Origin of the sequence: Streptomyces rimosus (assembly GCF_008704655.1) — a bacterium.
GTDB classification, from domain to species: Bacteria; Actinomycetota; Actinomycetes; order Streptomycetales; family Streptomycetaceae; genus Streptomyces; species Streptomyces rimosus.
Genome location: NZ_CP023688.1, coordinates 8514214 through 8528301, shown reverse-complemented (window position 1 = coordinate 8528301; position 14088 = coordinate 8514214). Strand labels below are relative to the sequence as shown.

15 protein-coding genes are annotated in these 14088 nt (G+C 69.6%); 8 read left to right on the top strand and 7 right to left on the bottom strand.

Annotation, left to right across the window (positions count from 1 at the left end; all coding sequences use genetic code 11):
• The first annotated feature begins 46 nt into the window (after positions 1-46).
• From aepX to CP984_RS37385, 4 genes are all read left to right on the top strand, one after another.
• Entirely contained in the window at positions 47-1018 is a 972-nt protein-coding gene (gene aepX, locus CP984_RS37400; protein WP_003983092.1) for a phosphoenolpyruvate mutase, read from the top strand.
• A complete protein-coding gene (aepY, locus tag CP984_RS37395) occupies positions 1015-2163 on the top strand; it encodes a phosphonopyruvate decarboxylase (protein ID WP_003983093.1) in 1149 nt (382 codons plus the stop codon). The genes aepX and aepY overlap by 4 nt, the downstream gene beginning before the upstream one ends.
• Complete coding sequence (locus CP984_RS37390) at positions 2163-2987, top strand: sulfite exporter TauE/SafE family protein (protein WP_003983094.1); 825 nt, start codon at positions 2163-2165, stop codon at positions 2985-2987. The genes aepY and CP984_RS37390 overlap by 1 nt, the downstream gene beginning before the upstream one ends.
• Before the next feature lie 121 nt (positions 2988-3108).
• Positions 3109-3768: an NADPH-dependent FMN reductase gene (locus CP984_RS37385; RefSeq protein ID WP_003983095.1), complete on the top strand. Its 660-nt coding sequence runs from the start codon at positions 3109-3111 to the stop codon at positions 3766-3768.
• An 85-nt stretch (positions 3769-3853) separates the two neighbouring features.
• Here CP984_RS37385 and CP984_RS37380 read toward each other — a convergent pair whose 3' ends face one another.
• The gene (locus CP984_RS37380) at positions 3854-5179 is read right to left on the bottom strand and encodes a S1 family peptidase (protein WP_226048744.1); all 1326 of its coding nucleotides are present in this window, start codon (positions 5177-5179) and stop codon (positions 3854-3856) included.
• A 394-nt stretch (positions 5180-5573) separates the two neighbouring features.
• Positions 5574-6194: a DUF7691 family protein gene (locus CP984_RS37375; RefSeq protein ID WP_003983097.1), complete on the bottom strand. Its 621-nt coding sequence runs from the start codon at positions 6192-6194 to the stop codon at positions 5574-5576.
• A gap of 158 nt (positions 6195-6352) precedes the next feature.
• Between CP984_RS37375 and CP984_RS37370 the strand changes: the two genes are divergently transcribed.
• Complete coding sequence (locus CP984_RS37370; protein WP_202480332.1) at positions 6353-6802, top strand: hypothetical protein; 450 nt, start codon at positions 6353-6355, stop codon at positions 6800-6802.
• Between the two features lie 100 nt (positions 6803-6902).
• On the opposite strand, the gene CP984_RS37365 is transcribed toward CP984_RS37370, so the two are convergent.
• Complete coding sequence (locus CP984_RS37365; RefSeq protein ID WP_003983099.1) at positions 6903-7865, bottom strand: NAD(P)-dependent alcohol dehydrogenase; 963 nt, start codon at positions 7863-7865, stop codon at positions 6903-6905.
• A 98-nt stretch (positions 7866-7963) separates the two neighbouring features.
• Between CP984_RS37365 and CP984_RS37360 the strand changes: the two genes are divergently transcribed.
• Entirely contained in the window at positions 7964-8545 is a 582-nt protein-coding gene (locus CP984_RS37360; protein WP_003983100.1) for a TetR/AcrR family transcriptional regulator, read from the top strand.
• A gap of 222 nt (positions 8546-8767) precedes the next feature.
• On the opposite strand, the gene CP984_RS37355 is transcribed toward CP984_RS37360, so the two are convergent.
• The 3 genes from CP984_RS37355 to CP984_RS37345 all read right to left on the bottom strand — a co-directional run bounded on the left by CP984_RS37355 (position 8768) and on the right by CP984_RS37345 (position 10376).
• Positions 8768-9316 carry a GNAT family N-acetyltransferase gene (locus CP984_RS37355; RefSeq protein WP_003983101.1) on the bottom strand — a complete coding sequence of 183 codons (549 nt, stop codon included), beginning with the start codon at positions 9314-9316 and terminating at the stop codon, positions 8768-8770.
• 377 nt (positions 9317-9693) lie between these two features.
• Positions 9694-9789: a class I SAM-dependent methyltransferase gene (locus CP984_RS42380; RefSeq protein WP_231512735.1), complete on the bottom strand. Its 96-nt coding sequence runs from the start codon at positions 9787-9789 to the stop codon at positions 9694-9696.
• A 209-nt stretch (positions 9790-9998) separates the two neighbouring features.
• Entirely contained in the window at positions 9999-10376 is a 378-nt protein-coding gene (locus tag CP984_RS37345; RefSeq protein ID WP_003983102.1) for a hypothetical protein, read from the bottom strand.
• A 148-nt stretch (positions 10377-10524) separates the two neighbouring features.
• On the opposite strand from CP984_RS37345, the gene CP984_RS37340 reads away from it, so the two are divergent.
• Entirely contained in the window at positions 10525-11109 is a 585-nt protein-coding gene (locus tag CP984_RS37340; RefSeq protein WP_043977267.1) for a hypothetical protein, read from the top strand.
• A 167-nt stretch (positions 11110-11276) separates the two neighbouring features.
• Here the strand turns inward: CP984_RS37340 and CP984_RS37335 are convergent, their stop codons facing one another.
• Positions 11277-12866, bottom strand: a complete 1590-nt coding sequence (locus CP984_RS37335; protein ID WP_030177679.1) for an alpha/beta hydrolase — start codon at positions 12864-12866, stop codon at positions 11277-11279.
• A 335-nt stretch (positions 12867-13201) separates the two neighbouring features.
• Here CP984_RS37335 and CP984_RS37330 point away from each other — a divergent pair, with 335 nt between their 5' ends.
• Positions 13202-13873: a histone deacetylase gene (locus CP984_RS37330; RefSeq protein ID WP_129820916.1), complete on the top strand. Its 672-nt coding sequence runs from the start codon at positions 13202-13204 to the stop codon at positions 13871-13873.
• The last annotated feature ends 215 nt before the right edge of the window (positions 13874-14088 follow it).

The following is a 14088-nucleotide window of genomic DNA, read 5'->3' as shown; positions in this document are numbered from 1 at the left end:
CCCCTGACATCACCGAGAACGCAGGCGTCCGCAGGTGCTCCGGCCCGTGGGCGACACCGGAGGCAGCATCCAACGGGAGGACCTCATGCACCACAACCACCACACGCCCACCACCGCCAAGACCACCATGATGCGCGAACTCCTGCGTTCACGGAGCCTCGGCTTCCTGATGGAAGCGCACAACGGCCTGTCCGCCCGCATCGTGGAGGACGTCGGGTTCCCGGGGATCTGGGCCTCCGGCTTCTCCATCTCCACCGCGCTCGGCGTACGGGACAGCAACGAGGTCAGCGCGGGCGAAGTGCTCGACACCGTCGCCTACATGGCCGATGCCACCCGCATCCCGATCATGGTCGACGGGGACACCGGGTACGGCAACTTCAACAACGCCCGGCGCTTCGTACGGCAGCTGTGCCGGCTGGGTGTGGCGGGGGTCTGCATCGAGGACAAGCTGTTCCCGAAGACCAACTCGTTCATCGGCGACCGCCAGCCGCTGGCGGACACCGACGAGTTCCGCGGGAAGATCGCCGCGTGCAAGGACAGCCAGACCGACGACGACTTCTGTGTCATCGCCCGGGTCGAGGCGCTGGTGTCCGGCTTCTCGCTCGCCGAGGCGCTCGGCCGGGCGGAGGCGTACCGGCAGGCCGGGGCGGACGCCGTCTTCATCCACTCCAAGCGCAAGGACGGCAAGGAGGTACTGGCCTTCGCCAGGGAATGGGGACGCAGGTCCCCGCTGGTCATCACGCCCACCACCTACCACCGGTCGGTCGGCGTCGACACCTTCGAGCGGGCCGGCATCTCGACGCTGATCTGGGCCAACCAGAACATGCGCGCCTCGATGCGCGCCATGCGCGAGGTCAGCGAGGAGGTCTTCAAGAAGCGGCGGGTCAGCGACGTCGAGCAGGACCTGGTCCCGGTGCAGGAGGTCTTCGACTTCCTGGACTACGGCGAACTCGACGACGCGTCCCGCCGGTATCTGCCGGCCGACCCTGCCCCCGCCTCCAGGAGGGACGCCTCGTGATCCGGGCCGGGCAGTTCCTCGACGCGGCCCAGCGCCGCGGGCTCGACTTCTACACCGGAGTCCCGTGCTCCTTCCTCACCCCGCTGATCAACGGTGCGATCAGCCGCCGCGAGCTGCGCTATCTGGGCGCCACCAGCGAGGGCGAAGCCGTCGGACTCGCCGCCGGCGCCTGGCTGGCGGGGCGGCAGCCGGTGGTGATGTGCCAGAACTCGGGGCTCGGCAACATGGTCAACCCGCTGACCTCCTTGTGCCACCCGTTCCGCATCCCGCTGCTGCTCGTGTGCACGTGGCGCGGCCGGCCCGGCGTCAAGGACGAACCCCAGCACGAGGTGATGGGCCGCGTCACGCACGACCTGCTGACCGTGATCGGCATCTCCCACCGTCCCTTCCCCGACCGGCCGGAGGAGATCGAAGGCTCGCTGGAGGAAGCCGGAAAGCTCATGGCCGCCACCGAACTGCCCACCGCGCTGATCATGGAGAAGGGCACGGTGGCCGCGGACGGACCACTCGACCAGCCCCCGCCCGCACGCCATGGCGACGGGGCCGCACCGGCGGACCACACCCGCGGTGCCCGGCGTCCGACCCGCGCGAACGTGCTGGAATCCGTACTCGCCACCGTTCCGCCCGAGGCGGCGGTCATCGCCGGTACCGGCAAGTGCGGACGCGAACTGTTCACCCTGGCCGACCGCGAACAGCACTTCTACCTGGTCGGCTCCATGGGGTGCGCCGGCGCGCTGGGCCTGGGCGCCGCGCTGAACACACCGCGGCCCGTCGTCGTCCTGGACGGCGACGGGGCGGCGCTGATGAAACTCGGCGCCATGGCCACCGTCGGCGCCGCCCGACCCGATAACCTCGTCCACGTGGTGATCGACAACGAGGTCCACGACTCCACCGGCGGCCAGGCCACCGTCTCCGCCGGCGTCGGCTTCGCCCGCGTCGCCCTCGCCTGCGGCTACCGGCACGCCGCCGTCAGCGACGACCTGCGGGGCTTCGCCGAAGCGTTTTCCCGTGCGCTGGCCTCCCCGGGACCACACCTGATCCACGCGCGGATCAGTCCGGGCTCCCGCACGGATCTGGGCCGGCCCACCGTCACACCGTACGAGGTCGCCCGGCGCTTCCGTCGCTTCCTCGGCACGGCGGCCTGATGACGGTCAGCGCACTGACCGTGACCCTGGTGCTGACCAGCGGCGTTCTCGCCGGAATCATCAACACCATCGTCGGTTCCGGCACCCTGCTGACCTTTCCCGTGCTGATCGCCAGCGGTCTCCCGCCCGTCCTGGCGAACATGTCGAACACGGTGGGCCTGGTGGCCGGCAACTTCAGCGGAGCCTACGGCTACCGCCACGAATTCAAGGGCCGGCGCCACCGGATCACGCTGTTCGGCGCCGTGTCCCTCCTGGGGGCCGTCGTCGGCGCGCTGGGACTCGTCGTCCTGCCTGCCGCCGCGTTCAACGCCATCGTCCCGGCCCTGGTACTGGTCGCCAGCCTGATGGTCATGGCCCAGCCCTGGCTCAAGAAGAGACTCGCCCGGTCCGCACGGACGGTGGACCGCGACGGGGGCGAGGCCCATCACGGCGACCGGGGAAAGTGGCGGGCCGTCGCCGCCGAAGGCGGGCCCTTCCTGTGGGCGGGCATCTTCGGCGCGGGCGTGTACGGGGGCTACTTCGGCGCCGCGGCCGGCGTCGTCCTGCTCGCCCTCTTCGGTCTGCTCCTCGACGAGGACATCCAGAGCCTCAACGGCATCAAGAACATCTGCATCGGCGTGATCAACGCCGTCGCCGCTCTCCTCTTCATCCTGATCGCGCCGATCGCCTGGCTGCCGGCCCTGCTCCTGACGGCCGGGTCCCTCCTCGGCGGCCAGATCGGCGCCCGCCTCGCCCGGCGGATGCCGCCCACGGTCCTGCGCGCGTGCGTGGTGGTCATCGGGCTGACCGCCGCCACCGTGCTGATCGTGCGGTACTGGACGTGATGCGACGAGGTCGCCGTCGACGATCGGGGCGATGTCCTTCGGCCTGCTCGGCGCTTATCGGGCGGAGCCGGCCGGGCCAGACTGGCTGACGTAACCCCCGCCCGACGGAAGGGACCACACGATGGACGCAGACCTCGCACCGGCTGCCATTCGGGTCCTGGTCTTCGGTGCGGCCCTGCGCACCGGCTCCACCAACGCGCGGCTGGCCTCCCTGGCGGCGGGCCTGGTCGCGGACAGCGGTGCCGAGGTCGACCTGGCCAGGATGCGCGATTTCGCCATGCCCCTGTACGACGGTGACGTGGAGGACGCGGAAGGGCTGCCTCCGGGGGCACTGGCCCTGTCCGAGCGGATCGGGCAGTGCCACGCGTTCGTCATCTCCTCCCCCGAATACAACGCGTCGGTCCCGGGACCACTGAAGAACGCCATCGACTGGGTGTCACGGGTGCGACCACAGCCGTTCAAGACCAAGCACGCGCTGCTGCTGTCGTCCTCGCCCTCGATGATCGGCGGCAACCGTGGCCTGTGGGCGTTACGGGTGCCGCTGGAGCATCTGGGGACACGGGTCTACCCCGACATGTTCAGCCTCCCCCGCGCGCACGAGGGCTTCACCGACGACGGCCGCCTCGCCCACCCCGGAGCCCAGGAACGGCTGGCCGAGACCGTCTCCGGCTTCATGCGCCTGGTCTGCGCCGATGTGCGCTTCGTCTGCCTGCATCGCCGCTGGTACGAATTCCCCGGCGACCGTACGGATGCGCCGGTGACCCAGCGCGTCGAGGACTGAGCCGGGCTGGGGCGGGCCCGTACGGCCGTGGGTCATGGGTCGCTCTCACGGCCGTACGGGATACTGCCGACCTTCCGGTCCGCGATTACGTCTTCGGGTTGAGCTTCAGGCCGAAGTGGTTGAAGATGTCCGTCGCCTCGGTCCAGTACATGTAGCTGCCGGCGTTGGTCTGGTACGGGCTTGCCAGTGCCGAGACGATGCCGCGTGCCTGGCGTGCGGAGCCGTTTGACGTGTAGACCATCGAGCCGCTGTCGCCGTGCGCCACGGTCCAGGGGTTGCCGGGCAGCCGGGTTCCTTCGACGCCGCGGACCTTCCAGCCGGTGTCCAGGGTGTAGGTGATGTCGTCATTGACGACCTTGATGCCGCAGACGGTTTCCTGCTTCATGAAGAAGGACGCGGCGCCGTTCTGGCAGACGAAATCACCGTTGTGCGAGTAGGCGACACCGGTGACGGGCTTATAGCCGGTCGTCTCGCTCACGTCGGCGTTGTTGTCGGTGCCGATGAGCTGTTCGGCGTCCCAGTTCGTCGATACGCCGTTGACCGTGCCGACGTAATTGCCGAGCTGGCCGTTGAGTCCGTCGTAGAACTTGCCGAAGGTGGGGGTGGTGCCCGATCCGGTGTATATCTTCAGGCCGTTGGCGAAACAGTGGGCGGCGGTCACCATGACCGGCTTGTTGTCGCTCTTGCGTACGGCCGGGAGTCCGGCCGAGCAGTACTGCGAACCGTCGGTGAGCACGTCACCGGCGATGAACGGCGTGCCGTCCTTCCACCTCACGTCGGCCCAGGTCCGGGCGGCGGGGGATATCCGCTGTCCCTGCTTGAAGGCCACCGGGACGTCGGTCGCCGGGGCGAGGCTCCGCGCGTCGGGGTTCCGTCGCGCGGCGGCCGACGTCTTGGCCGCAACGTCCGGCTTGTCCACCGCTACTTCCAGTGTCGACGCGTCGGCCGCGACCGCCACCGTGTGGATTTTGTAGGGCAGTTTCCCGGCCTTTTCCTGGGCGAGCAGGCGGTCACGGACTTCGTGCATCTCCTGCCGGGTGTGGCCGGCCTTCACGATGGTGATTTTGCCGGTATCGATCCGGCGGTCCAGGGCCGATGCGGCTTTGATGAACTTCGCGGCCCGGGACAGGTCGGTCAGATAGACGTGGACGGTTTCCCGGGGAGCGTCGATGCGTACCCCGGCGTAAATGTCCGCCTGGCTTCCCGAACCGGCGCGGTCGGCCGCGTCGGCTATCGCGCGCAGGGGCGCGAGCAGTTTCTCCTGCTTTTCCGGGGTCATGCCGGCTATTTGGGCCTCGGTGTAACGCGCGTGCGGCGACGCCGGGGCGGCGTTGGCTGCGGGCGCCATGGTGGCGACCAGCGCGATTCCTGCCGTGCCCAGCGTCAAAGCGGTCTTCGTGGGTCTCTTCACTGGCCCCCCAGCTCGATGACGTGACCGACTCACCCCATGCCCCGGCGCCGTGCTGCGTCACGGCGGGGACGGAAGTGGTCGCGTGGTGACAGCGGGAGCATATAGCAATAAAAGAATGTACGTTCGAGCATTTCTGGGGGAAAGGGAGGCCGGTGGACGACTGACCCTCGGCTGTCTTGAGGGTGATGACGGCGCCGGGTGTCTTGAGGGCGATGACGGCGCCGGGCCGCGCCGGACGCCAGGTCGAGCCGGAGTCCCTCCGCGCGGATGCTGCGTGCAGTACGTGCGCGGCGAGTTCGGCGGACCTCATCTCCATGGGGTGCCTGGTGCGTCCGGCATCGTTGGTTCTGGTCAGCGCCGCCGAGGACTTCAAGCTCGTAGGCGATTCGACCCACTATGCACGAAAGCCGATGATGCCGAAGCCGGGCCGGGCCTGTGCGTGCCGCATCCAGCCGAGGCACTGCATGACGGCGTCCACGACCTCGGGCTCCAGTGGCGGGGCCTGCCCCGATTCATCGACCGCGCGCTTGGTGGTTTCGAACTGCTCCAGCGCCTGGGCTATGTGATCGGGCGTCCACTCCCCACAGCCCGGGGTGTAGGAGTAGGGCAGTGGAGCGGGCGGGGCGCCGTGGCTGAAGGCTTCCACGGATACGGCGGTGATGCCCAGGGCTTTCAGCCCCTGGTCGACGACCGACAGCCAGTCGCCCTTGTGCGGTGTGAAACAGTCGTTGGGCAGGAACGCGCCGGTGAGCGAGCACAGCCGCTTGTAGGCGTAGCCGTACTGGAAAGCATGGTCCCGGTTCTCGCTGAAGGGCCCACCGTGGATGACCGCGTGCAGGGCCTCGTCCGAAGTGGGGGCGCCCTGTTCGATCGCGTCGCTGTGATAGTCGTCGTCACGCGCCAGGTCGTCGCCGAACTCGGCGCGTATCACCTCCAGCAGCTGGTTGTCGCCGGATCCGACCAGGGCACGCGTAGCGGTCACGTCGAGCAGGTGGACGCTCAGGGAAGAACTCATACGACGAATCTAGGGCCAGCCACTGACACGGCTCCGCGCCAACGCCGGTCGGTGCGGGCCTGCCGCTCGCGGCCACGCCGCGTCCAACGGACTCACGAAGGCAGTCGTACGGTGTCCTCGTGGGGAACGTTTTCAGTGGCGGGAAGCAGAGTCTGTACTTGACCAACGGCGGCACCGAAGCGTTCATCGACGTGCTGACGCCGGCGGTGACCGGCCTCGCCGAGGACCTGTGGGACTTCCGCTTCGCGGCTCTGTTGACGTTGCAGGACCAGCAGGTGATGGGACGAGGGGCGGTCGGGTTCGATCTGCACGGCATCGCGTGGAGCGCGACCGCGCGGGAGCGAGCCCGGTCGAAGGACTTCGTGCTGCGCGCCAGGACCCTCGCGCTTAGCCGTCACCGCTGGAACGAACTGGGGTACACCCCTTCCTCCGTCCATGGCCACTTGCGCCAGTTCGAGGCCATGGTCGAGCCCTTCGCGCCGGCCTACGGCCCCGACCTCGCCACAGGCTTCCCCGGGCCGGACGAGCGCGCGATCGTCTCATGCTCACGGCACCGGATTCTCAGCGCGCTTCCGCTCTGGGACGGGTGCTTCCTGTGCCACCGGTGAGCGAGTCGGCGCCGACCGCCCTCCTATTCCGGCCGCGCGTATGTCAAGGCCCCTCAATGGTGTTCGTGTCGGCAGCGAGAGGTTTCGGGCGCCCGCGTGGCTAGGAGCGTTCGCGTTCCATGTCGATCACGTACTTCCCCCGGACGCCGCCGGCTTCGAGCCGTCGGTGGGCCTCCGCGATGTCGGCCATGGGGAAGACCGCGTCGATCACCGGCCGTACGCGGTCGGTCTCGGCGAAGTGGGTCAGCTCGGCGATCCGGTCCGGCGAGGGGTTGTTGCTGAAGAGTTTGAACCGTCGAGGGGCGACGGCCGCCCGCAGCCCGACCCCGAGCACGGAGGTGAGCATGCGCTCCGCATCGAAAGCGAGGGCCACCATGCGTCCCTGCCGGGCCAGTCGGGCCTGGTAGGCGCCCAGGTCGGTGCCCACGAGGTCGACGATGACGTCGAAGCGGCCGAGATCCTTGGGCCGGGTGGTGCGGTAATCGAGCGCCGCGTCGGCTCCGAGTGCGGTGATCCAGTCGAGGTTGTGGGCCGAGGCCAGGGCGGTGACGTGGGCCCCAAGGGCCTTGCCCAGCTGTACGGTGACGCTGCCGACGCCTCCGGTCGCACCGCGGACCAGGAGCCGCTCACCGCGGGCGAGCCGGGCCTTGTCCGTCAGCGCGGTCAGTGCGGTGGTCCCCGAGACGGGAAGAGCCGCGGCTTCGAGGAGGCTCAGGTTCTTCGGCGCGCGGGCCAGCCTCTCCTGGGGGACGCGGACGTAGTCGGCGATGGCGCCGAAGGTGAAGTGGGGCATCAGCCCCCACACCGCGTCTCCGGCTCGCCAGGCGTGAACGCCCGGTCCGGTCGCCGAGACGCGGCCGGTGAAGTCGCTGCCGACGCCGCGGGGAAAGCGTGCCCGGCTGATATGGCGCATCCGTCCCGCACGAAAGGTGACCTCCCCCGCTTCCACGCCGGCGGCGTGGACTGCGACGAGCACCTCTCCCGGGCCCGGCTGCGGGACGGGCACCTCGTTCACACGGAGCACCTCGGGCGGACCGAAACGGTCGTACTGCACGGCGCGCATGTTGTCTCCCGTCGCTCACCAAAAGCGGAGGGCACCTCCACCTGACTGGGCTACAGTAACCGGAGGGCCACCCCATTTCGCAACCCCCGGAGGTCACCGTGACCGAGTCCGCCCGGCAACGCCCCCTGCGCGTGGACGCCCGGCGCAACTACGAGCGCATCGTTGCCGCGGCGCAGGAGATGTTCGCCGCGGACGGCGTCGGGGCCTCACTGGAGGAGATCGCGCGCCGGGCCGGGGTGGGATCGGCGACCCTGCACCGGCACTTCCCGTCCCGGCGCTCGCTGCTCGAAGTCGTCTTCCACGACCGCGTCGAGGCGCTCTGCTCCAGAGCGCGGGAACACGCCGCGCACAGCAGCCCCGGCGACGCGCTCCTCGCCTGGCTCCGCGACCTCAACACCTACGCCGCGGCCAGCCGCGGACTGGCCGCCTCCCTGCTGCACGACGGCCGGGACGCCGACCTCCTGCACCACAACGAGAGTTGCCGGGCGGCCATCACGGCCGCGGCCGCAGAACTCCTGCACCGCGCACAGCAGGCAGGCACGGTACGACCCGACGTACGCGCCGAAGACCTCCTCGCGCTCGTCAACGCCATCTCACTCGTCACCGAGCAGCACGATGACGACGCCCAGGCGAACCGACTGCTCGACATCGCCATCGACGGAATCCGCCCGTCCCGGTGAAGCCCCGCCTGTTCCCCGAAGCGCCGTGGTCCCGCGCGGCCGCGGGTGGCGAGACTCCGCTGCGGCTCCGTCTGCGGGGCTGCGGTTACGAGTAGTCGCGCACCGCAGAGTTCCGCTGAGGTCGATCATGGCCGGTTGACGTGGCGGGCAGCGGTCAAGCGGTGCTCTGGGGCCTCCGGCGACCGATCGTGTCCTCCTGGATCCGCGCCGTGGGAAGCGAGTTCAGCCGGATGACGCGACCGGGGACCATATGCCCATCCACTGTTCGGCGCCCCACGCCTCGTACCGCTGCACCTCGGTGAAGCCCAGCTTCGCCGCGAGGCGCATCGAGCGGTCGTTGGCGGTCTGGGTGCAGAGCACCACCGGCTCGCCGGGAAGCACGTCGGCGAACCAGCCGAGCACCGCCGCGCACGCCTCGGCGGCGTACCCGTATCCCCATGCCTGTGGCAGGAGCAGGTAGCCGAGTTCGGCTTCCCCGGCATCCGGGCGGACCTTGCTCCGGCGCTCCGCGTCGCGCCGGTTGAGCTCGACGGTGCCGATCATCGCGCCGTCCAGCTCGATCACGAAAAGGCCGACGCGGCGGCCGGGTATCGCGGGCAACGTGCGCTCGCACTCATCACGCGGTCGGGGGCCGCCCAGGTAGGTGTTCACCTCCGGCGAGGTGAACAGCTCGATGAACGCCACACGGTCCCGGGCCTCGGACTCACGGAGCACGAGCCGCTCCGTCTTGATCGGGGCGGGCGGCCAGGCGACGCGTTCGATTCCCGACATGGCGGGCAGCCTACCGCCCGCCAAGATCAATCTCAGCCGCACGTGTCGTCCCGGACGATGCACCGGCCCCGATCGAGCAACCCGCGCGGAGAAGGCCGGCCGCCAGCTCGTGCCGCAGCGCCTTGGGCAGACGGCGCGCCCGGCGGCGGGTCAGGCGCTGGCCAGGAAGGCCCTTGGGAGGAAAGCCCTCGGAGGATGCCTGCACCTCTCCCGGCGCCTGGCCGTCAGCCGGGGCGCCTGACCATCACGACCAGTCCGGGCCCGCTGTATTCCTCTGCAAGAAGGCGGAGTTCGGCGACCGGAGACAGGCCAGCCCGCTGAATCAGGTCCACGAGTTGTTCAGGTCGCCCCACCCGAGCACGTCGGCGAGTGATGCTTCACCAAGGGCCGAGGTCGGTAACAGAGGCGACGCTGAAGCGGCAGTGCGGATGGAGACGGCGCGCGTTCTCGACCATGCGGGGAGAGAGATCCACTCCTGACACGTCGAGTCCGCGTTCGGCGAGGTAGGCAGTCACCGTTCCGGGGCCCGTCGAGGACAGGCCCGACCTCCCTTCGTCACCACCATGCAGGCGTGATTGTCGACCACCCGGCCATAGGACCCACGAACCACGTCGCGACCGGCTGCGCAGGGCCGCGACCTGTTGCCCTGATGGACAGGAGTGCGACCTACGAGGCCAAGGATTCAGGCCCGTCGACGACGTCGTACGACGGCACCTCCCGACACGGCAACGGCCGTGCCAGCGGCGGTCCAGAACACGAACTTGCCGGTCGGCCCGTTCACCGTCCGCAATTCCCCGTCATCGTGCCGGCAGAACGAGTCGGGCGGGAAGTATTGCGTGACCGGAGTTCCGGTGCGGTGGCACGGGGATGTTTCCGGGAACAGAGTCCCGTGTGCTCGCTGCGAGAGGATTCCGCCGACGAGTACCGCCAGCCAACCGGCCGGCACGAACACGATCAGCATCCGGGCGGGGACCTTCGCCCGCCGTCCCAGCAGCCAAACGCCGGCAGTCGGCACGGCGAACACCAGGAGCAGGACGGAGAGTACGAGCAGCGACTTCACGATCCGATTACAGCATTGGGCGTCGGCGGGCTTCTGCCTGGTTCGCCGCTTCGGAACCGACCCATCGGGCGGGGAATGACGGCCACGACGGGCAACGCACTTGCTTGCGGTCTGCGCTCCGGGCGAGCGCACCTCAGCGCTCGGTAGCATGATCGCCTTGGGGCCGGGAGGGGATGCTCTGGTGTTACCGGTGTTGTTGGTGGACGTGGATGGGCCGCTGAATCCGTACGCGGCGAAGCCGTACCGGCGGCCCGAGGGGTATGGGACGCACCGGCTGCTGACGCCTCGTTGGGAGGCGGCCGAGCGGCGACGGCTCACCGCGGAGGGGCTGCCGAACAAGCCGGCGAAGCCGTTGCGGGTGTGGCTCAACCCGGGCCATGGGGCGGCGCTGGCCGCGCTTCCGTTCGAGCTGGTCTGGGCGACGACGTGGGAGGAAGAAGCCAACGACTTCGTCGCGCCGGTCCTGGGGCTGCCCGCCCTGCCGTTCATACGGTGGCCCTCGCCACGGCCCGAACCCGGCAGCGGCGTGTTCTGGAAGACGCCGGAGATCGTCGCGTGGGCGAAGGGCCGCGCGTTCGCCTGGGTCGACGACGAGATCACCGACGTGGACCGCGCGTGGGTCGCGGAGCACCATGGCGGTCCCGCCCTCCTGCACCGGGTCGATCCCCGACGCGGTCTGACGGCCGACGATTTCGGCGTACTGGAACGCTGGGCGGCGGCGCTGCCGAGGTAACGGGCGATGCGCCTGAGGCTCGTGGGGCGCCAGCACACGGCACCGGGCCCCGCGAGTCCGTCACCAGCTGAGGCTGGGCGGGCTCGCGGGGCCCGGGATGCCGGTACGTGGCCGAGCCGTAGGACCGGCTGGGCCACGGGACGGCTAGGCCGTGGCGCGGCTTTCGGTTACGCCTTGCTCGGCTGCGGGGTGGCGTGCGGGGTGCACGTCACGTCCTTGGGGTCGGTCTTGCCGGTGAGGAAGTAGGTGTCGACCCGGTTGTTGATGCAGGGGTTGACCAGGCTGGTGACACCGTGCGAACCGGCGCCCTGCTCGATGATCATGCGCGAGCCCTTGAGGCGCTTGTGCAGCTCGACGGCGCCCTCGAACGGGGTGGCCGCGTCGCGGGTGCTCTGCACGATCAGCACGCTGGGCAGGCCCTTGCCGGTCTTGACGTCGACGGGGGTCAGCTGCTTCTCCGGCCAGGTGGCGCAGGGCAGGTTCATCCAGGCGTTGGCCCAGGTCATGAACGGGGCCTTCTGGTGGACGCGGGTGTTGTCCCGGTCCCACTTGCGCCAGCTGGTGGGCCACTTGGCGTCGTTGCACTCGACGGCCGTGTAGACCGCGTTGCTGTTCTCGGAGGCGATGTTGCCCGCGATGTCGCTCATGTCCGGGCCGGCGCCCTGGATCAGCGGCTTCTCGTCACCCTTCAGGTACGCGCTCCACGCCTGGGCGGTCGGGGCCCACGAGGAGTCGTAGTAGGGCGCCTTCTGGAAGAAGTTGATCAGCTCGGCCGGGCCGACGACGCCACCGATCGGGTTCTTCTTGGCGGTGGCGCGCAGCTGCTCCCACTTCGCCTGGACCTTGGCCTCGGTGTCGCCGATGTGGTAGGCGGCGTCGTTCTTGGCGACCCACTTCTTCCAGTCGCCCCAGCGCGTCTCGAAGGCGACGTCCTGGTCCAGGTTGGCCTGGTACCAGATGTTCTCGCGCGAGGGGTTGACGACGGAGTCGACCAGCATCCGGCGGACGTGGTCCGGGAAGAGCGTGGCGTACACGGCACCGAGGTAGGTGCCGTAGGAGACGCCGAGGTAGTTGAGCTTCTTGTCGCCCAGGGCGGCGCGGATCACGTCCAGGTCACGGGCCGTGTTCGGCGTCGTCATGTGCTTCAGCAGGGCGCCGCTGCGCTCCTTGCAGCCGAGCGCGTACTCCTTGGCCAGCTTGCGCTGGGCGCGCTTGTCGGCCTCGCTGTCGGGCACCGGGTCGGCCTTGGGCGCCTTGGCGTACTCCTGCGGGTCGGCGCAGGAGATCGGGGCGGAGTGGCCGACGCCGCGCGGGTCGAACCCGACGAAGTCGTACGCCTTGGCCAGGTTGGCGTACAGCGGGTTCTTGCCGGTGACGCGGGTCGGGAACTTCATGCCCGAGCCGCCGGGGCCGCCGGGGTTGTAGACGAGGGAGCCCTGTCGCTCCTTCTTGCTGCCGGTGTTGCCGACGCGGTCCACGGCGATCTTGATCGTGGGACCGTTGGGCTTGGCGTAGTCGATCGGGACGGTGACGTAACCGCACTGGATGGGAGCCTTCAGCCCCCAGTCGGCGGGGCAGGTCTGCCAGTCGATGCCCTTCTTGGCCGCGCGGTCGGCGGCGACCTGCACGCCGCGGTCCTCGGCCGACCCGCGGTGGTGCTGCTGGCCCGCGCTGGCGGGCGTGGCGGCGATGGCTCCGGCTATGAGCGTGCCGGTCACCAGGGTGCCGGCAGCGCCGAGCGCTGCTGTTCTTCTCACGTGGGGGTCCCCCTGCATAAAGCGCCGCGCGAGGGCGGCGGTGATCACAGAGCTGCACGGGGGATCCTGTCGCCTGTCACCCCACTCTGAACAGGGCTCACAGCCTTTTCTTTACCAAACCGCAGGATTCGTTCAGCGATCTGCGGTAGCGGCGGGCGCACCATGGCGTACGACTCGGCTTTTGCCCTGAGGTGCGGCATGACGCACGGATCGCCCGGGTCACGTGTCTTGGTCGGTTGATGCGGGTCGGGAAGGTTGCGCGGCTTGTCCCGGGCCCGCGGGTGAGCTGAGGGGATGAGACGGTGCAGGTCTGGTACGTGTCCTACGGTTCCAACATGCATGCCGCACGGCTGCGGCACTACTTGACGGGCGGGCGTCCGCCGGGCGGCATGCGGACCTGTCCGGGCTGCCGCGATCCCCGGCCGCCGGCCCGCTCGGTGCCGGTCGTTCTGCCGGGCGTCATGTACTTCGCGCTGGAGTCGCTGAACTGGACGGGCGGCGTCGCGTTCTACGACCCGGACGGGCCCGGCGAGGTGTGGGGCCGCGCCCATCTGGTGACGCGCGGCCAGTTCTCCGACATCGCGGCGCAGGAGATGAACCGGGCCCCGGCGGGCGACCTGGACCTGTCCGAGGCGCTGGACCGGGGCCGGGCGCGGCTCGGTCCCGGCCGCTACGAGACGCTGGTGCACCCGGGCACCCTGGAGGGGCTGCCGCTGCTCACCTTCACCGCGCCGTGGCGCGTGGACGAGGTTCCGCGCACCCAGCCGACCGACGCCTACCTGGCGCACTTGTGGTCGGGGCTGCGGGAGGCGGGCGGGTGGGACGACGAGGAGATCACGGACTATCTGGACCGGTGCCGGGCGGGGTTGCCGGTCCACTCCGGTACGGGTCTTCGGCGACGCCGCCTCCGGGGCTCGGCGCCGTGGCCCCGGGCGCTGGAGCCGGACCACCGGGACCCGGGAACCGCCCCGGGGAACTCCGCGCAACCCCGGGTTCACGGCCTGTAACACATTTCGCGGCGCACGTCAGCGGTCCTTACGGGTCCCGAACACACCCGGCCACGCTAATCAGACATTCACTCGACGGCCGAAAATATGGTCGCGCGGTGAACATTTGGTGAGGGCGTAGCAGGTCACCCCATGAGTGGGTGGACCGGAGAGAACGGACGGTTTACGACAAAACTTGCGAGCAGCGTCCGGAATGCGGAGGAAGCTGTCCGGAA

Excerpts from the sequence above, each read along its gene's own strand:
- CP984_RS37390 (WP_003983094.1), top strand. The coding sequence starts at position 2,163 with ATGACGGTCAGCGCACTGACCGTGACCCTGGTGCTGACCAGCGGCGTT.
- CP984_RS37385 (WP_003983095.1), top strand. The coding sequence starts at position 3,109 with ATGGACGCAGACCTCGCACCGGCTGCCATTCGGGTCCTGGTCTTCGGT.
- CP984_RS37375 (WP_003983097.1), bottom strand. The coding sequence starts at position 6,194 with ATGAGTTCTTCCCTGAGCGTCCACCTGCTCGACGTGACCGCTACGCGT.
- CP984_RS37365 (WP_003983099.1), bottom strand. The coding sequence starts at position 7,865 with ATGCGCGCCGTGCAGTACGACCGTTTCGGTCCGCCCGAGGTGCTCCGT.
- CP984_RS37355 (WP_003983101.1), bottom strand. The coding sequence starts at position 9,316 with ATGTCGGGAATCGAACGCGTCGCCTGGCCGCCCGCCCCGATCAAGACG.
- CP984_RS37340 (WP_043977267.1), top strand. The coding sequence starts at position 10,525 with ATGATCGCCTTGGGGCCGGGAGGGGATGCTCTGGTGTTACCGGTGTTG.
- CP984_RS37330 (WP_129820916.1), top strand. The coding sequence starts at position 13,202 with ATGCATGCCGCACGGCTGCGGCACTACTTGACGGGCGGGCGTCCGCCG.